This window comes from Pseudoxanthomonas sangjuensis, from assembly GCF_010211755.1.
GTDB lineage: Bacteria > Pseudomonadota > Gammaproteobacteria > Xanthomonadales > Xanthomonadaceae > Pseudoxanthomonas_A > Pseudoxanthomonas_A sangjuensis.
The window spans coordinates 125,822-144,009 of sequence record NZ_PDWR01000003.1 but is presented as its reverse complement, the minus strand read 5'-3'; the positions used below and the strand labels follow the sequence as shown (position 1 = coordinate 144,009).

14 protein-coding genes are annotated in these 18,188 nt (G+C 70.4%); 8 read left to right on the top strand and 6 right to left on the bottom strand.

All coding sequences use genetic code 11. The annotated features are described in order from the left end of the window. Positions 1-50: 50 nt before the first annotated feature. The 4 genes from CSC71_RS02600 to CSC71_RS02585 are packed head-to-tail and all read right to left on the bottom strand — an operon-like array spanning position 51 to position 4,641. The gene (locus CSC71_RS02600) at positions 51-2,123 is read right to left on the bottom strand and encodes an NAD-dependent epimerase/dehydratase family protein (RefSeq protein WP_162372784.1); all 2,073 of its coding nucleotides are present in this window, start codon (positions 2,121-2,123) and stop codon (positions 51-53) included. Between the two features lie 2 nt (positions 2,124-2,125). Beyond that, a complete protein-coding gene (locus CSC71_RS02595; protein ID WP_162372783.1) occupies positions 2,126-3,313 on the bottom strand; it encodes a glycosyltransferase in 1,188 nt (395 codons plus the stop codon). Continuing rightward, positions 3,306-3,917, bottom strand: a complete 612-nt coding sequence (locus CSC71_RS02590; protein ID WP_162372782.1) for a class I SAM-dependent methyltransferase — start codon at positions 3,915-3,917, stop codon at positions 3,306-3,308. Before CSC71_RS02590 ends, CSC71_RS02595 begins: the two co-directional genes overlap by 8 nt. Positions 3,918-3,975: 58 nt before the next feature. Continuing rightward, positions 3,976-4,641, bottom strand: a complete 666-nt coding sequence (locus CSC71_RS02585) for a J domain-containing protein (RefSeq protein ID WP_162372781.1) — start codon at positions 4,639-4,641, stop codon at positions 3,976-3,978. 226 nt (positions 4,642-4,867) lie between these two features. Between CSC71_RS02585 and CSC71_RS02580 the strand changes: the two genes are divergently transcribed. Genes CSC71_RS02580 through CSC71_RS02545 form a run of 8 tightly spaced genes read left to right on the top strand, consistent with a single transcriptional unit; the run spans position 4,868 to position 13,953 of the window. After that, on the top strand, positions 4,868-5,953 hold the full coding sequence (locus CSC71_RS02580; RefSeq protein ID WP_162372780.1) for a polysaccharide deacetylase family protein: 1,086 nt from the start codon (positions 4,868-4,870) through the stop codon (positions 5,951-5,953). A 34-nt stretch (positions 5,954-5,987) separates the two neighbouring features. Next, complete coding sequence (locus tag CSC71_RS02575) at positions 5,988-7,271, top strand: O-antigen ligase family protein (RefSeq protein ID WP_246191934.1); 1,284 nt, start codon at positions 5,988-5,990, stop codon at positions 7,269-7,271. Beyond that, complete coding sequence (locus CSC71_RS02570; RefSeq protein WP_162372778.1) at positions 7,268-8,824, top strand: oligosaccharide flippase family protein; 1,557 nt, start codon at positions 7,268-7,270, stop codon at positions 8,822-8,824. The genes CSC71_RS02575 and CSC71_RS02570 overlap by 4 nt, the downstream gene beginning before the upstream one ends. Continuing rightward, entirely contained in the window at positions 8,821-10,164 is a 1,344-nt protein-coding gene (locus CSC71_RS02565; RefSeq protein ID WP_162372777.1) for a phenylacetate--CoA ligase family protein, read from the top strand. Before CSC71_RS02570 ends, CSC71_RS02565 begins: the two co-directional genes overlap by 4 nt. A gap of 9 nt (positions 10,165-10,173) precedes the next feature. Further along, positions 10,174-11,310 carry a glycosyltransferase gene (locus CSC71_RS02560; protein WP_162372776.1) on the top strand — a complete coding sequence of 379 codons (1,137 nt, stop codon included), beginning with the start codon at positions 10,174-10,176 and terminating at the stop codon, positions 11,308-11,310. Continuing rightward, positions 11,307-11,948 (top strand): polysaccharide deacetylase family protein, encoded by a 642-nt coding sequence (locus CSC71_RS02555; RefSeq protein ID WP_162372775.1) that lies wholly within the window; start codon positions 11,307-11,309, stop codon positions 11,946-11,948. Before CSC71_RS02560 ends, CSC71_RS02555 begins: the two co-directional genes overlap by 4 nt. A 2-nt stretch (positions 11,949-11,950) precedes the next feature. Next, complete coding sequence (locus CSC71_RS02550; RefSeq protein WP_246191933.1) at positions 11,951-13,162, top strand: hypothetical protein; 1,212 nt, start codon at positions 11,951-11,953, stop codon at positions 13,160-13,162. After that, positions 13,159-13,953: a glycosyltransferase family 2 protein gene (locus tag CSC71_RS02545; RefSeq protein ID WP_162372774.1), complete on the top strand. Its 795-nt coding sequence runs from the start codon at positions 13,159-13,161 to the stop codon at positions 13,951-13,953. The genes CSC71_RS02550 and CSC71_RS02545 overlap by 4 nt, the downstream gene beginning before the upstream one ends. Before the next feature lie 48 nt (positions 13,954-14,001). On the opposite strand, the gene CSC71_RS02540 is transcribed toward CSC71_RS02545, so the two are convergent. Next, positions 14,002-16,044: a heparinase II/III family protein gene (locus CSC71_RS02540; protein ID WP_162372773.1), complete on the bottom strand. Its 2,043-nt coding sequence runs from the start codon at positions 16,042-16,044 to the stop codon at positions 14,002-14,004. 280 nt (positions 16,045-16,324) lie between these two features. Beyond that, positions 16,325-18,181, bottom strand: coding sequence for a hypothetical protein (locus tag CSC71_RS02535; RefSeq protein ID WP_162372772.1), 1,857 nt, complete (start codon positions 18,179-18,181; stop codon positions 16,325-16,327). Between the last annotated feature and the right edge of the window lie 7 nt (positions 18,182-18,188).

Below are 18,188 nucleotides of genomic sequence, written 5' to 3'. Positions count from 1 at the left end.
GCGGTCCTGCGTTGCCTGCCCGCGCCCGTCCGGCGCCGGCAGGCGATGGCTCATCCGAAAGTCTCCTCCAGGCCCCTGGCCGCGCCGACCCGTGGCGTCCAGCCGAGCCGTTCGCGCGCGGCGCGGGTGTCGAAGTTCGCCAGCGGCCGCAGCGAGCGCACGCGATAGCGCGTCAGCGGCACGTCGCGTTTCAGCAGCCTGCCCAGGGTTTCCACACCGAAGCCGAGGAGCATGAATGTCCAGGCCGGTACCCGCAGGCGCTTCAGTTCGCTTCCCAGCTTGTGTTGCGCGTGCTGCAGGTAGGCCTCCTGGGTGCCCACCGCGGTGTCGACGATGTTGAAGGTATGGCCGCCCGCCTGCGCTGCGGTTTCCGCCTGCAGCAACGCGTCGACCACGTCGTCGACGTAGACCAGCGGCAGGGCCTGCGTGCCGCTGCCCACCGCGATCCAGCGCCCGGCGAGCGCGATCACGCCGTTCGGCGTCACCTTTTCCGCGCCGGGGCCGAAGATCTGCCCGGGGCGCAGGATCACCGCGGGCAGGCCATGCCTGTCGATCGCGTCGCGCACGCAGCGCTCGGCCTCGAGCTTGGTCCGCGTGTACGCGCCGCGCCATTCGGGATGCGGTTCGAACGCCGAGGTTTCGTTCATCGCCGCGGCCGGATCGCGTCCGGCGTGGTCGTACACGCTCATCGAGCTGACGTAGACCAGGCGCCGCGTCCCGCTGGCGAGGCAGGCTTCGACCACGTTGCGCGTGCCCCAGACGGTGCCGGCCTCGAAGTCGCGCACGCTGCCGCGCATCGCCGCGCCGACGTGGTAGACCGCGCCGGTGCCATGCACCGCATGCGCGACGATGCGCGGGTCGCCGAGGTCGCCGACCACGGTCTGGATGCCGGCGTCGTCCGCGTAGTCCGCCACTGGCCTGCGCACCAGCACGCGCACGCTGCGGCCTTCGCCGCGCAGGCGCGCCACCAGCTTGCGGCCGAGGAAACCGGCGGCGCCGGTGACCAGCACGTCGGCCGGCGGCAGTTCGGCGCAACGGCTTTCCAGTTGCGCCAGGCGCTGCCGGTCGGGTTCGGCGCAGGCCGGTTCCAGCAGCTTCGCGATGCGCAGCGCGTCGTCGCCGCCGAACGGCGGTGCGCCGCCGTTGCGCACCGCCTCGGCGAAGGCCTGCGCGCCGCGGCGGATGCCGGGCGAGGGCTGCAGCAGGCCGGTGGCGAAGCGGGCCACGTTCCACGGAATGCGGAACACGTCCTTCGCCGCGCTGATCCACGCGTTGGCGACGATGCCGATGAACTTCGGCCCCGGCAGCACGCGATGGATGCGGCAGGTCTGCAGGAAACGGTCGACCTCGATGGTGCCGCGGGTGCCGCGTACGAACACGCGGTTCTCCATCGGTCGCGCGTTCCACGACAGCAGCAGGCGGCCCACGCCCTTCGCGGTGCGCGCCTGCGCCTGCCATTCGTCGAAGTGCAGGTTCGGGTCGGCGCCGCGCGACTGGAACGACACGTCGAGCCGTTCGACCGCGCCGAGGAAGGCCTCGATGGTGTAGAGGCCATGCACGCCGAGGTCGCGGAACGGATACGAGCCTTGGGTCACCGATGCCGGCAGCGGCCCGCCGGCGTAGGGCGGGTATTCGGAATTGCGGGTCACGTCGACCGACAGCACCTCGCCGATGCGGCCGTCGCGCACCGCCTGCAGCGCCTGCATCAACACCGGGTCGAACAGGTCGGAGTGGTTGACGCCGAGCAGCAGGCCGCGCGCCTGCGCCTTGGCGATCATCGCCTCGCAATCGGCCACGCTGTCGGCCATCGGCTTCTCGACCAGCACGTGGCAGCCCATGTCCAGCGCCGCCAGCGCGATCGCCGGGTGCGAGGACGGCGGGGTCAGCACGTACACGGCCTGCGGTTGCGCGTCGGCCAGTTCCGCCAGCGAAGCCGCAGTGCGCGGCACGCCGAAGCGGGCGGCCAGCGCCTGCGCCGCGGCGAGGTTGCTGTCGCAGATGCCGACGACGTCGACGAAATCCAGCTGCTTCAGCGCGGCGACATGGTGGGTGGCGACGTAGCCGGCGCCGACGATGGCGATGCGCAGCCGGGTGGAAAGGGCGTTCGGCGTGGAGGTGAGCATGGTCAGGGATTTCCGGTACGGCGTTCGAGGGCCTGCGCGACGGTGGCCAGCACGGCCTCCACGCGATGGTCCCAGGTCTGGTCGGCGACGGCGGCGATGCGTTCGGCGGCGGCCCGCGGATCGTCCTCGGCCAGCGCCTGTTCCAGCGCCTGCAGGAAGCCTTCGCGGTCGTCGGCGATGCGCACCCAGCGCGAGAACTTCTCGATCTCGGCGTTGCGCACGCTGACCACCGGCTTGCCGGTGGCCAGGTATTCGCGCAGCTTCAGCGGGTTGGCGTTGGCGACCTGGCGGTTCAGCCGGTAGGGGATGATCGCGGCGTCGAAGGCCCTGGCCCATTGCGGCAAGGTGGGATAGGGCTGCGCGCCGGCCAGCACGACGTTCGGCAGCGCGCGCAGTTCGCCGGGGTCGGTGGCGACGTGGCCGACCAGCAGGAAGTTCCATTGCGGGCGCTGCTTCGCCAGCCAGGCGATCAGTTCGAAGTCGATCCACTCGTGCAGCGAGCCGATGTAGCCGACCACCGGTGCGGCCAGCGCGCGCGCCTGCGCGGGGATTTCGGTGGCCGGTTCGCTGGCGCGGCGGAACAGGTCGACGTCGACGCCGTGCGGCGAATAGTGGGTTTGCGGGTTCAGCACGTACTTGCGTTCCAGCAGCGCCGGCGGGGCGACGAACTGCAGGTCGGCGCTGCGGCTGAGCGCGTCGTCGCGCCGGCCGATCAGCTCGGCGTCGACGCCGGGATGCGCGGCGTAGTCGTCGATGCAGTAGTACACGCAGAGCTCTTCGTCCAGGCGCCGGGCGAGGAAGCCGGGATGCGGCACCACGAACCACGAGATGCGCCGGCCGATGCCGACGCTGCGCAGCGCGCGCCGCACCGCCCAGCGGCCGAACAGGCGGTTGAACGCATCGACGCCGGGCACGCGCCGGAACGGCAGCTGCGGCACCGTGCAGCGCCAGAAGCCTTCGCGGATCGGTTCCGGCCGGCGCAGCATCGCGGCGAGCTTGCGCCACGCCTTCTTCAGGTCGCGCCCGGAGGCGTTCGGCGCGCGCATGCCGGGCGAATCGACGTACAGCACGGGCATGCGTTGCGCCAGGCGGACGGCGACGTGGTGGCTGCTGGTACGGTTCTCCGCGTTCCAGTCGTTGCCGAAATAGACCACGCCCAGCCCGCGCAGGGCGGTATCGGCGTCAGTCATCGCGCCACCATCCGACCAGCCACGCGGTGCCGCCATGGAAGATCCAGTCCTTGTGCAGGCCCGGGATCTTCTCCAGATGCGGGCCGACGCGGCCGCAGGCGGGCGCGAAGAACGTGACCAGGCCGTTGCGGCCGAGATGGCGCATCCGCTCCAGGGTCGCCGCCGGGTCGCTGAGGTAGTACAGCACTTCGCAGGCGGTGACCAGGTCGAAGCGGTGGCGCTGGTCGCCCCAGGGCTGCCGGAACAGGTCGACCGCGGCGAACTGCGCCTGCGGCAGCCGCGCCTGCGCGCGTTCCACCGCGTGCGGGCTGACGTCGATGCCGTACTGGCGCTCGCTCAGGCGCGCGAGCCATTCGGTCTGGTGGCCTTCGCCACAGCCGATCTCCAGCACCGATCCGACCTTGCCGAAAGCCCGTTCGATCACCCGGTTGGTGGCTTCGAAGCGCGCGCGCTCCAGCGCCGAGTCCATGTTCCACGGGTCTTCCATGCGATAGGCCAGGTCCAGCCGCGCATGGTTGTCGCTGCCGCCGACGCCGCGCAGCGCGTACTTCATCCACAGGCGGCGTTGCGCCTTCCTCAGCAGTGTTGCGGTGCCGGCGAGCATGCCTGCGTCTTCCCCCTGTGATCCCTTCCTGGCCAACACGTCTGGCTGGTGCGTCCCGCTAGCACTGCGGCGTTGCCGTTGCGTGCGCGTCCTGTTCGCCCACCCGCAGCGGCCGCAGCGGCGAGTTGTACCAGCCGATCACCTTGCCGCACCGGAACTCGACCCACGACGGGCCATAGTCCCAGCGCGCGGCGCGCTCGTCGTCCGGCTCGCCGAGGATGCGCCGCGCCTGCGCCTGGTCCATGCCCAGCGCCAGCCGCGGCGCCTGCGGCGCCAACAGGCCCGGCGCCACTTCGTCGCCCGGACCGGCCGGGTCCAGCGTCGGCGAACTGCTGCGCTGCACGCCCATCCAGTAAAGCAGCAGCGCGAACAGCGCCAACAACACCAGATAACGCCGCCGGTGCATGAAACCGGCCATTGGCGCCTCGCTTTCCGACGCATCGGTTTCGCGTGCGTCGATCGCGGCCGCCCGCGCCCCCGCCGCGGTCTGCGGGCGCGGCGAGGCCGCGCCGGGAAGCCGGCCGTACGCCTGGTGGAATTCCAGCGCCGTTTCGTACATGTGGTTGAGCCGCTGCAGGCGCGGCATGTCGCTGCCGCGCCCGGTATGGTCCGGGTGCAGCTGCGAGACGCGCCGGCGATAGGCGCGCTTGAAATCATCCATGCTGCATTCGGCGTCCAGGCCCAGCTCTTCGTACAACGCGACGAAGTCGGTTTTATCCGACATGCGAGATTTTCCCCTGGTGGATTGTCGAAAAACGCACGTCCTGTGCTTTTTCCAAGCCGCGAGTATTGCCCTGCCGGCGGAATCGTGCGGTTCGCGGAGCCTGCAGGCAGCCGTCCACTTGCACTGGATTACGCAATCCGCGCCGCCGAACGGCCATGCCGGCGCATGGCCGCTGCGCGGCGGATCCTGCGTTGTTCGTTGCATCGGGCAGCTGCCGGTCGGAGCAATGGCGGACAGGGGAATATCGACGCAGGCAAACGGACGCGCGGGCCGCCGCCAGTTGCTGGCGCGCTGGTGCCACCGCACCGGCATGCTGCCGCTGCTGCGCAGGCTGCGCGGGGTTTCGCGCCACGACCTGCGGGTGCTGGCCTACCACCGCGTGCTGGAATCGACCGAGCCGCACGGTTTCAGCTTCGACACCGAGCTGATCAGCGCCTCGGCCGATGCGTTCCGAGAGCAGATGGCGCACCTGCGTCGGCATTTTTCGCCGATGCGCTTCGGCGAGGTGCTGGAGCGGATCGAGCGCGGGCGCACGCTGCCGAAGGATGCGGTGCTGGTGACCTTCGACGACGGTTACGACGACAACTACCGGGTCGCGTTCCCGATCCTGCGCGAACTGGACATGTCGGCGATGTTCTTCGTCTCGACCGGGCACATCGACAGCGGCCGGCCGTACGCATACGACTGGCTGGTGCACATGATCTGCTCGACCCGCGCCGATCGCCTGCGGGCGCCGGAACTGGGCCTCGACCGGGCGCTGGGCGCGACCCTGGCGGAGCGGCGCGCGCAGGCGGCGGAACTGCTGGACCGGCTGAAGGGCCTGCGCGACGAGCGGCAGGCGGCGCTGATCGCGCGGCTGGAAGTCGAATGGAACATGCCGCGCCGGCAGGGCCACCCGGATTGCCGGCCGATGACCTGGGAGCAACTGCGCGAGATGCATCGCGACGGCATGGAGGTGGGCTCGCACGGCGTGCACCACCGCATGCTGGCCAAGCTGCCGCGCGAGCGCATGGTGGCCGAGGTGAAGGAATCGAAGGCGACGCTGGAACGCGAACTCGGCGCGCCGGTCGACGTGCTGTCGTACCCGGTCGGCGGCCCGGACGCCTTCGACCACGCGACGGTGGAGGCGGTGCGCGCGGCCGGCTTCCGCATGGCCTGCAGTTACGTCTCCGGCGCCGGCATCGTCGCGCCGCGCACGCTGTATGCGCTGCCGCGGCTGCCGGTGGAGCGGCAGATGGATCGCGCGTGGTTCGAGGCGATGGTGGCGATGCCGGAGGTGTTCGGCTACGCGTCGCGGTTACGCACGGGTTGAGTGAGCGAGGCGACAGGGGCCGATGTTCGTTTTCATGCTGCTGTATCTGGCGCTGGTGATCATCCGGCCCCAGGACTATCCGGTGCTGGCCGAATCGCCGGGGCCGCCGTGGCAGTCGATCGCCCTGCTGGGCGCGGCCGGCCTGTGGCTGTTCTCGACCCGCAAGTCGTTTTCTGCGCCGCAATACCTGCTGATCCCGATCCTGCTGCTGGTGGCGATGGTCTCCAAGGTGGTGAACGGCTGGATGGGCGGCGCGCTGTTCGTGTTCGCGGTGTTCGCGCCGGTGCTGCTGGCCTACGTGCTGCTGGCCAACGCCGCCGATACCCGCAAGCGCCTGGAAGCGGTGCTGGCGGTGCTGACGGTCTGCGCCGCCGTGCTGGCCCTGCACGGTGTGGAGCAGGCGTCGACCGGCATCGGCTGGACCGGCGTGGAGCTTTCGCAGGGCACGCGCATCCAGTACGTCGGCATCTTCAACGACCCCAACGACCTGGGCCTGCTGTTCGTGATGTGCCTGCCGATGGCGTTCTACCTGAGCGGTCGCGGCGGCCTGATGGGCCTGCGCCGGCTGTTCTGGCTGGCGGTCGCCGGCCTGCTGGTCTACGGCTGCTACCTGACCAATTCGCGCGGCACGCTGCTGGCGCTGGTGGCCCTGCTGGGCGTCTGGGTCTGGCGCAAGCGCGGCATCTTCGCCGCCGGCCTGCTCGGCGTCGGCGCGCTGGCCGGGCTGATGATGCTGCCGTCGCGCCTGCAGGAGATGGACGTGTCGGAAGCTTCGGCGATGGGGCGCGTGGAGTCGTGGTACGAAGGCGTCCACATGTTCATCGCCAACCCGATCTTCGGCATCGGCGCCGGCGGCTATTCCGACCTGAACGAACTCACCGCGCACAACTCGTTCGTGCTGGTGCTGGCCGAGCTGGGCATCGTCGGCTTCACCGTGTTCCTGGCGATCGTCGGCTACAGCTTCCGGATGATGCTGGCGCCGCTGCGCCGCGGCGACGACATCATCGACGACGTGCCGCCCGAGGTCCCGGACGAGGATGCGCTGGCGGAATGGCGCACCGACCGCGCGCTGACCCTGACCCTGCTGATGTCGCTCAGCGGGTTCTTCACCGCGGCGTTCTTCCTCAGCCGCAGCTACGTGGTCATCCTCTACCTGCTGGTGGCGATCGTGGTGGCGCACTACACGCGGCTGCGCCGGCAATACCCCAGTCTTCCCGTCTTCAGCCTGGAACAGGACCTGCTGCGCTGGCCGATCTACGCGGTGATCGGCGCCGTCGTGCTGTACGTCCTGGTCAAGGTCCTCCTGGCAATGGCATGAACCAACGCTCGCGCACGCTCAGCAACACCTTCTTCTCGTCGGTCGGCATGTACACCGAGTACGTGCTGGGCATGCTGACGTCGATCGTCATCGCCCGGCACCTGGGCCCGGACGGTTTCGGTGCGTACAGTCTGGTGATCTGGCTGGTCGGGCTGGGCGTGGCGATCACCAATTCCGGCACCGCCAGCGCCGCGATCAAGTTCGTCGCCGAACTGCGCGGCGGCGAGCGCACCGAGCTGATCCCGTACCTGCTGGACTACCTGCGCCGCGCGCAGCGGCTGTTCCTGCTGGTGGTGCTGCTGGCGGGCGCGGCGACGTTCGTGTTCGCGGGGGAGAAGATCGCGCCCGGCATGAACCACCGGTTGCTGCTCGGCTTCCTGGTGGTGGCGGTGGCGCTGCGCGCTTCGTACATGTTCAACATCGGCGTGGCCAAGGGCTTCGAGAACTTCCGCGCGACGGCGGCCGTGGCGCTGGTGTCGACGCCGATCAATCTGGCGCTGGTGCTGCTGGCGATGTGGCTGGACGCGCCGGTGGAATGGCTGCTGGCCGTGTTCGTGGTGTCCAGCGTGGTGTTCTTCGGCATGTCCTTCCGCCAGATCGCACCGCTGCTGCCGCCGCGCCGCGCCGGGCTGGAACTGCCGGCGCCGTTGCTGGCGCGCGTGCGCCGGCACATGGGCTGGACCGCGCTGACCGTGTCGGTCGGCTTCTTCGCCGCCAGCGAAGTGGAGGTGATGTTCCTGAACATGTACGCCGGCAGCCACGCCGCCGGCCAGTTCAAGGTCGCCTACCAGCTGGCGATCGGCGCGGCCACGCTGGTGCCGGGCGTGTTCAGCGCGCTGCTGCTGCCGATGATGGCCGGCGCGCTGAGCCGCGGGCGCGAAGTCGCCGCGCGCCGCTTCGTCGGCACCACCAGCTATCTGACCCTGCTGGCCGCGCCGCTGATCGCGTTCGGCATGGCGTTCGGCGGCGATGCGATCCGCTTCATGTACGGCGCCGAATACGCCCCGGCGGGGCCGGTATTCGCGATCTGCCTGACCGCGACCTGCGTGGCGGCGATGACCGCCGGCGCTTCCAGCCTGCTGGTCAGCGCCGATCGCCAGCGCAGCATCCTGTTGCTGGTGGTGGTCTGCGGCCTGATCAAGCTGGGCCTGGACGCGGTGCTGATCGCGCACTTCGGCTTGTACGGCGCGGCGTTCGCCTTCCTCAGCGTGGCCTGCGTCAGCGCGGTCTGCTATGCCGCGATCGCGATCCGGGCGAGCCATGCCCAGCCCGAGTGGGGCAGGCTGGCGCGCATCCTGCTGGCGGCCGCGCTGGCCGGAATCGTCGCTTCGCCGCTGCGCGGGCACATGCAGCCGCTGGTTCCGGTGCTGTTCGGCGGGACGCTGCTGGTGCTGGTCTACGCGCTGCTGACCCTGCTGCTGGGTTGCTGGGGCCGCGGCGACATCGAACACCTGCAGCACCTGCACCAGCGCTTCGCCGCCGGCCGTCCGCGCGCGGGCGCCCGCTTCCTGGAATGGGCCAGCCGGCGCGCGCCCGCCGAGGACGCGCCATGAGCGGCCTGTACGAACCGCTGTTCCGGCGCGTGCTGTTCCCGCTCTACGAATCGGGACTGCGGCGGCGCAAGACCCTGCGCCACCTGGACGAATACGAGCGCAACCAGTGGCTCGACGAAGACGCGATCCGCCACCTGCAGTGGCAGAAGCTGCAGCGCCTGCTGCGCCATTGCTGGGAACACGTGCCGTACTACCGGCAGCAGTGGACGAAGCTCGGCATCGCCGGCCCGCAGGACATCCGTGGCCTCGACGACTACGCGCGCCTGCCGGTGCTGGACAAGCCCGCGATCCGCGCCAACTTCGGGCAATTGATCGCCGACGACCATCGCGACGGCCTGCTGTACAAGACCACCGGCGGCTCCACCGGCGAACCGTTGCGCTTCGGCTACACGCGCGAAAGCTACGAACGCCGGCTGGCGGTGATGTGGCGCGGCTACGGCTGGGCCGGCGCGCGCCTGGGAGAACGCACGCTGTACCTGTGGGGCATCGCCCCGGGCAGGCAGAAGCCGAAGGAGCGGCTGTACCAGGCCGCATTCAACCGGCGCATGCGCAGCGCGTTCGAGATGAGCGAGGCGCGGATGGCGGAGTACGCCGACGCCATCGACCGCTTCCGTCCGCAGACCATCGTCTCCTACGTCGCGCCGGTCGTGGAATTGTCCGAGTGGCTGCTCGCGAACAAGCGCAAGCCCTGGCGGCCGCAGCGCGTGCTCGGCGCGGCCGAGGCGCTGCACGAAAGCCAGCGCGACGTCATCGAGCGCGCATTCGGCTGCCCCGCCTACAACACCTACGGTTGCCGCGAATTCATGCTGATCGCGGCCGAATGCGAACACCGCCGCGGCCTGCACGTCACCGCCGACCACCTGTGCGTGGAACTGGGCGAGTCGATCGGGCAGGGGGGAGACGGGCCGCGCGAGGTCGTCGTCACCGACCTGCACAACTACGGCATGCCGCTGCTGCGGTACGCGAACGGCGACCTGGCCAGCCCCGGTCGCGGACATTGCACCTGCGGGCGCGGCCTGCCGCTGCTTGCTTCGGTGGACGGGCGCAAGCTGGATGCGCTGCGCACCCCGGACGGGCGCTACGTTCCCGGCGAATACGTCGTCTACGCCTTCCTGCACGCCACCGGGATCCGCCGCTACCAGGTGGTGCAGAAGCGGCTGGACGCCTTCGAGATCACCCTGGTCCGCGACCGCGACTTCGATGCGTCGGTGGTCGGCCTGGTCAGCGACGAGCTGAAGAAGGTGGTCGGCGACGGCGTTGCGCTGGATTTCCGCTTCGCCGACGAAATCCCGCCGACGCCGACCGGCAAGCACCGCGTCACCGTTTCCGAACTGCAATAAACCCCGACCATGCGAATCATCCACTTCGTCGAAAACCTGGAGCGCGGCGGCCTCGAGCGGACCGTGATCGACCTGATCGCCGCGCAACGCGATGCCGGGCACGACTGCCGCGTGGTCTGCCTGTTCGAACCCGGCCTGCTGGCCGCGGAACTGGCCGCGCAGGGCGTCGAGGTCGAGGCCTGCCGCAAGCGCACCGGCTTCGACTGGCAGGCGATGCGGCGCGCGCGCGCGCTGCTGCGGCGCAACCCCGGCGCGGTGCTGCACACCCACAACGCAAGCGCGCACTACCACGCGGTATCGGCCGCGTGGGGCCTGCCGCTGGCCTGCGTGGTCAACACCCGCCACGGCATGGGCGCGGCGGATCCGGGCCGCCGCAAGGAATGGCTGTACCGCCGCAGCATGGGCGCGACCGATTACGTGATCGCGGTCTGCGAGGCCGCGCGGGAACGCTTCGCCAGGCAGGGCGTGCAGCCGCGCACGGCCCTGTTGTCGATCCCGAACGGCATCCGCGTGGAACGCTTCGCCGCCGCCGGCATCGAAGCGCGCGCGGCGCTGGCGGCCGAACTGGGCTGGCCGGCCGGCAGCCGCATCGTCGGCACGGTGGGGCGGCTGCATCCGGTGAAGGACCAGCGGCTGCTGCTGCATGCGTTGCGTGCGTTGCGCGCCACGCTGCCGCAGGCGGTGCTGGCGATCGTCGGCGACGGCGAAATGCGTTCCGAGCTGGAGCGCGAAACCGACGAACTCGGCCTGCGCCCCTGGGTGCGTTTCCTCGGCGACCGCGACGACGTGCCGCGCCTGCTCGCGGGCATGGAGGCGTTCGCGCTGCCTTCGCGCAGCGAGGGCTATTCGATCGCCCTGCTCGAGGCCTGCGCCGCGGCGTTGCCGATCGTGGCGACCGATGTCGGCGGCAACCGCGAGATCGTGCGCGACGGCTGCAACGGCCGCCTGGTCGCCGCCGGCGATGCCGACGCACTGGCGGGCGCGCTGCGCGACCTGCTCGCGTCGGAAGACCGTGCGCGGTCGATGGGCCGGGTCGGGCGCGAATGGGTGTTCGCGGAAGGCACGTTCCGCACGATGGCGTCGCGCTACGAGCGCCTGTACGCCGGGAACGGCCGGGCCGGCAGCCTGGCGCCGGAGGCCGCATGACTAACCCGCGTCCGCGACGACTGAAGCTGCTGCGCTGGATTCCGGACGCGTGGCTGACCACCGCCGGCCCGACCGACCGGCGCAGCCTGTACCTGACCTTCGACGACGGCCCGCACCCGCAGCACACGCAGCCGCTGCTCGACCTGCTGGCGCGGCATGATGCCAGGGCCAGCTTCTTCCTGATCGGCGAGCAGGTCGAGAAGCATCCCGATCTGGCCAGGCGCATCGCGCAGGCGGGACACACGCTGGGCAACCATTCGTATTCGCACCCACGCTTCGAAACCCTGTCGCTGGCCGAGCAGTTCGAGGAGATCGGGCGCACCGACCGCCTGCTGTCGGCGATCGACGGCAGGCGGCGCCATGCGTTCCGTCCGCCGCGCGGCGTGCTGCCGCTGCCGATGCTGGCGCGCTGCATCCGCGAACGCCGGCGCATCAGCTACTGGTCCTACGACACCCTGGACTACAGCCGGCAGCCGGCCGAGCACCTGCTGTCGCTGATCCGGCGGCATCCGTTGCGCAGCGGCGACATCGTGCTGATGCACGACGACGGCGGCCAGGCGCTGGACCTGCTGGGTACGCTGCTGCCGCAGTGGAAGTCGCAGGGCTTCGAACTGCGTGCGTTGCCACAGGAAGCATGAACATGGCCGGAGGAACGGGCATCCACGTCGTGGCGATCGTGCTTTTGGCTGCGCTGGCATCGGCAGGCGTGGTGGCGCTGCTGGTGTGGCGGTTGCTGCGCGCGCGCAACATGGAAATCTGGATCGGCAGCTGGCTGCGGCGCCGGCCGCCGCGGGTCGACGACCGCACCGTGCACGTGATGTTCTGCTTTGTCGACCATTTCGAGCCGATGTGGCATGGCGCCGACGTCGCCACGCAGCGCGCGCGCGTCGACCGCTGGTGCCGCGACTACCGCGCGCTGGCCTCGCGCCACCGCGACGCCGACGGCCGTCCGCCGCAGCACAGCTTCTTCTATCCGGCCGAGGAGTACGCGCCGGAATACCTCGACAAGCTGGCCGAGCTGTGCGCCGACGGCTACGGCGAAATCGAGGTGCACTTGCACCACGACAACGACACCGAAGCGAACTTCCGTGCCGGCATGAGCGACTTCTGCAGGATCCTGCACGAACGCCACGGCGCGCTGCCGCGCGACCCGGCCAGCGGCGAATTGCGCTTCGGCTTCATCCACGGCAACTGGTGCCTGGACAACTCGCGCCCGGACGGGCGCTGGTGCGGCATAAACAACGAACTGGTCCTGCTGCGCGAGCTCGGCTGCTACGCCGATTTCACCCTGCCGTCGGCGCCCAGCGACACGCAGACCCGCACGATCAATTCGATCTACTACGCCACCGACGATCCGCACGCGCCGAAGTCGCACGACAGCGGTACGCCGGTGCGCGTCGGCGGCGCGCCGGTGGGCGACCTGATGCTGATCCAGGGGCCGCTGGGACTGAACTGGCGCGACCGCCGCTTCGGCGTGGTCCCGCGCATCGAGAACGCCGACGTGCGCGGCGGACAACCGCCGACGCCCGATCGCGTCGATGCGTGGATACGCACCGGCGTGCATGTCGAAGGCCGTCCGGAATGGGTGTTCGTCAAGGTGCATACCCATGGCACGCAGGAGGCCGACATGGACACGCTGCTCGGCGCGCCGGCCGACGCGATGCATGCGCACCTGGAAAGCGCCTACAACGACGGCAAGCGCTACGCGCTGCACTACGTCAGCGCGCGCGAGGCCTACAACATCGCCAAGGCGGCCGAGGCGGGCAGGGAAGGCAACCCGCACGATTACCGCGACTTCGTGCTGCCGCCGCCGAAGTCGTCGTGGGCCGGGTCGGGCCGCAACCACGCATGAGCCCCGCCAATGCCGCCGCGGGCACCGCAACGGCCGGCGACACGCTGGTCAGCGTGATTATGCCGGTCTACAACGCCGAAGCGACGATGCGGCGTTCGATCGAATCGGTGCTGGCGCAGAGCTTCGCGGCGCTGGAACTGATCCCGGTCGACGACGGCTCGCGCGACGGCTCGGCGGCGATCATCGCCGAATACGCCACGGCCGATCCGCGCGTGCGCCCGTTGCGCCAGGCCAACGCCGGCGTCGCCGCGGCGCGCAACGCCGGCATCGCCGCGGCGCGCGGCAGCCATGTCGCCTTCCTCGACAGCGACGACTGGTGGGCGCCGCGCAAGCTGGAACTGCAGCTCGCGGAAATGCGCCGGCGCGGCGCGCTGGTCAGCTACGCCGCCTACCAGCGCGTCGCCGAGGACGGTCGCGCGCTGTCCATGGTGACGCCGCCGGCGGAGGTCGGATACCGCGAGATGCTCGGCAGCAATCACATCGGCAACCTGACCGGCATGTACGACCGGCGCCTGGGTGACGCCGAGTTCCAGCGCATCGGCCACGAGGACTACGTGTTCTGGCTGGACCGGGTGCGGCGCGCGGGCAAGGCGGTGTGCGTGCCAGCCGCGGAGCCGCTGGCGTTCTACCTGGTGCGCAACGGCTCGGTGTCGGCGAACAAGCTGCGCGCGGCCGGTTGGCAATGGCGCATCTACCGTGACGTCGAGCGCCTGTCGCTGCCGGCGGCCGTCTGGTACATGCTGCAGTACGCCGGGCATGCGCTGCGCAAGCGCAGCGCGATCGCGGGCTGAACCGGGGCGGGCGGCGGGCGGTCCCGCCGCAGTCGACGGAACGGGGCGTCAGCTGGCTTCGCTCAGCTCCACCAGATAGCCGGAGGTGCCGCCGCTGACATCGATCCGGTAGCGGCCGCCGCCTTCGACGTAATTGCCGGGCCCGCACAGGCTGAAGGTCGCGTTCGACGGCTCGAGCACGCGCACGCGCAGGCGCCCGGCGGTCGCCTCGCGGCCGCTGCAGCTGGGCTGCGCCGGCACGTTGATCTGGAAGGTCGCGGTGGTGCCGCTGGCGATCGAGAACTGGTCGCGGATGGTCAGCTTGCGGTTGCCGAAGGTGAACTGGCGCTGCCACGAGGTCACCGCCGTGTTGTCGCAGAACGCCGGGGTCAGGTTGGCGTTGGCGGTGAACGCGCCGCCGCTGCCCGGCGTGACGGTCAGCGTCGACGCGCGCGTGGTGGATTCGCACTGGCGGGCGACGGAGCCGTTGCGGACGAAACGCACCAGGTTGTGCACGTCGGTGCCCTGGTTGATGCCGCTGCTGCTCCAGATGTTCGCGGTGACCGCCAGCCAGTCGCCGGCGAACAGGGTGAACGAACCCTGGTCCTGGTGCGCGTGGCTCTCGTTGTAGGGGCCGGCGACGATCGCCACCCACATCGCGTTGCGGTCCCAGCCGGTGCGCGCGAACAGGTGGCCGACGCCCTTGGCGTGGTAGATCAGGTCGGTGGGCGCGACCGGGGTGGCGCCGGCCGGGAGCAGGTCGTAGCGGTAGTCGTAGCCCTGGCCCATCTGCGCGACAGAGATGTTGCGCAGCCACCAGGTGGCCTGGTTGCGCGCCCCCTGGGTGTTGCTGACCTGGCGCGCCTCCAGCACCAGCCGGCGGTGGTAGTCGAACAGTTCCGGTACCGAATTGCGCGACTGGTCGCCGATCGGCGCGAAGCGGTCCAGCGTCGGCACGGTCGCGTGGATCCAGTAGTAGATGCTGTCGGTGGCGTGCGGACTGGTGTTGGCCAGGTCCACGCCGGCGCCGTCGCGCCACAGCCGGTACAGCGAGAACAGGCGCATGTGCGAGGTGCCGTAGCCGGTGCCTTCGCTGCTGCCGCCGCCGGGCAGCTTGGCGAAATAGGCCTGCAGCGCCGGCAGCTTGTTGGTGCGCAGGAAGTTCAGCCACGTGCTGCTGTTGCTGGCCAGCGCCCAGGTCATCGTCGCTTCGAGGAAGCTGTAGTAGTAGTTGTTGCCCGGGTTGCTGGTCGACCAGCCCGTCCACGGGGCGGAACGGTTGCCCCACTTGGCGCTGCCGTAGTTCCAGATGTTCCAGACCGTCTGCTCGGCATAGGCGGACCAGCGGCTGCGCTGCGATGCGGTGATGAAGCTGGCGCAGGTGTGGTAGGTGGTCGCGACGTCGCCGATCATGTCGCCGGCTTCGAGGTAGGAATCGCCCGCGACCTCGGGGTTCTGGCCGCTGGCGATCCGCGACTCGGCAGCCGCGACCTGGCGCTCGGCCAGGTTGACCGCCAGCGTGCAGTACTTCGTTTCCGGGGACAGTTCGTACATCAGCGCCGCGTCGGCGGCGCGGAAGCCGTAGCTGCCGCCGCTGCTGCTGACGTTGCTGTCGACGTAGCTCTTGAAGCGGGTGTAGGCGGTCGTGTTCTTGTCCGCGTACATCAGCGCGGAGGGCAGGCCGACCCGTCGCGGCTGCTGCGCGCTGGACGGATAGGACGTCCCGCCCGTGGCCGTGGTCGGCGCGCTGGGCGCGGCGGCGCCGGTTGCGGGCATCGCTGGCGCCGGCAGCGGGCGGCCTGCCTTGGCCGCACTGGCGCCGGTTCCCGCGGCGGGTGCCGGCGCGGGGGAGCGGTTCGCGATCGCTTCCCGGCGTGCCGCCAGGATCGCGAAGCGGAGGCGGGCGAGGGCGACGCCGCGCGCCATGGCGCGGTAGGTGTCCTGCCAGGCGCGCTCCGCGCGCCATTCCATGCGCGGACCCAGCAGGCCGGCGGCGCTGGCGGCGCCGAGTCCGGCGAGCATCAGCGCGGCGGACAGCAGGTACGGAAGGCGGCCGCGCCATCGGCTGGAAAGTCGCGGCAGGCGGGCGGTGGACGGGGTAGCGAGCGGCATGGGGGACTCCTGGACAAGGAAGCCGTGCGCTCGAACGTCAAGACAGCGGTCTGAACTCCAAAGAAAGCGACCCGGATGGCGGTATCGCTCCGCTGCGGCTCCCCCCAGCCACATCGATCCTCGCAACGGCGCGCGGATTATGGGCGTTCAGTAACGTGGAGAAATGTGATTTTCGGCCGTCGCGGCGAAACCCTAAGCTTTTTTGTTCAGCTGGGAGTCGGACAGGGACAGGCGCGGTCCGTGCCTTGCGGCACCGGGCTCCGCTGCGCAAGGGCAACCGCTAGCGTTCGCTCAATTCGACCAGATAGCCGTCCTGGCCGCCCTCGACGTCGAGCCGCCAGCCGCTGCGGAACTCCTGCGCGTCGACGCTGCGCCAGTCGTGCGCGCGCAATACCGCGTTGGCCGGTTCCAGCACGCGGATGCGCAGCCTGCCGGCCTGCGCTTCGTTGCCCTCGATGCGCGGCTGCACGGGCACGTTGACCTGGAAGATCGCGCGCGTGCCCGGCGCCAGGCGGAAGCGGTCGCGCACGGTCAGCTTGCGGTCGCCGAAGTCGATCTGCCGCTGCCAGCCGCCCAGCGCGGGATTGCCGCGGTAGACCGGCGTCAGGTCGGCGCTGGCGGTCAGCGATCCGTCCGCGTGCGTGGCCACTTCCAGTTTTGGCCGCGACTGCGGCGATTCGCACTGGTGCACGACCGCGTCGCCGCGCGGCGCGGCGCATTGCGGCGCGTCGCGGTCGCTGCGTTCGAAGCGCACGACGTTGTGGACTTCGGTGCCCTGCTGGATGCCGCTGTGGCTCCAGATGTTTTCCGGCACCGCCAGCCAGTCGCGCGCGAACAGGGTGAACGAGCCCTGCTCCTGGTGCGCATGGCTTTCGTCGTAGGGGCCGGCGGTGAAGGACAGCCACATCGCATCCTTGTCCCAGCCGCTGCGCGCGAACAAATGCCCGGTGCCTTCGGCGAAGTACGACAGCTGCGCGGGCGGGGCGCCGTCCTTGCCGGCGGGCAGCAGGTCGTAGCGGCTGTTGAAACCCTGGCCCATGCGCGGCACCGAGATGTGGCCGAGCCACCACGACGACATCGCCAGCGCTTCCGGCTGGTCGGTCAACTGGCGCGCTTCCAGCACCAGCCGGCGGTGGTAGTCGAACAGTTCCGGCACCGAATTGCGCGACTGGTCGCCGATCGGCGCGAAGCGGTCCAGCGTCGGCACGGTCGCGTGCACCCAGTAGGCGATGCTGTCGTGCGCATGCGCGCTGGCCGCGGCGAGGTCTTCGCCGGTGCTGTCGCGCCACAGTCGGTACAGGCCGAACAGGCGCATCTGCGCCGCGCCGTAGCCGGTGCCTTCGCGGCTGCCGCCGCCGGGCAATGCGGCGAAGTACTTCTTCAGCGGCGGCAGCCGGCGTTCGCGCAGTTCCCGCATCCAGGTCGAACTGCCGCTGGCCAGCGCCCAGTACATGGTCGCTTCGAGGAAGCTGTAGTAATAGTTGTTGCCGGGATTGTCGGTGGACCAGCCACTCCACGGATGCGGGCGCCCGCCCCATTGCGCCGCCGACGGATGCCACACGTTCCACACCGCCTGCTCGGCGTACGCCGACCAGCGCTTGCGTTGCGCATCGTCGATGCCGGCCGGGCAGGCGTGCAGGGTCGTCGCCAGGTCGGCGATCATCGGGCCCACTTCCAGGTAGGAATCGCCGGAAATCTCCGGGCGTCCGCCGGAAGCGATGGCGGCCTCGGCATCCGCGACCTGCCGCTCGACCATGCGCACCGCCAGTTCGCAGTACTTGCGGTTGCCGTCGAGCAGGGCCATCAGCGCCGCGTCGCTGGCGGCGAACGCATAGCCCGGGTTGCCGGACACCGCGCTGTCCACCCAATTGCGAAAGCGCGAGTAGGCCGGCGATCTGCGGTCGACCTGCGCCAGGTCGAAGTTCAGTTTCGCCGCGCCCGCCGGCGCCGACGCCGGCGCAGCGGCGTCCTGCCCCGGCTGGGGCGCGGCGACGGCCTGCGCGGCCGGTTCCGCGCGGTTCTCGCTGCATTGGCCGATGGCGGTGGCCAGCAGCGCCAGCGTCAACAGCGCCGCGCCTGGCCAGGCATGGGGGCGGTTGCGGCCGGTTCGGGCGTTCGGCGGCGGCTCGGCGCGCATCCGGCGC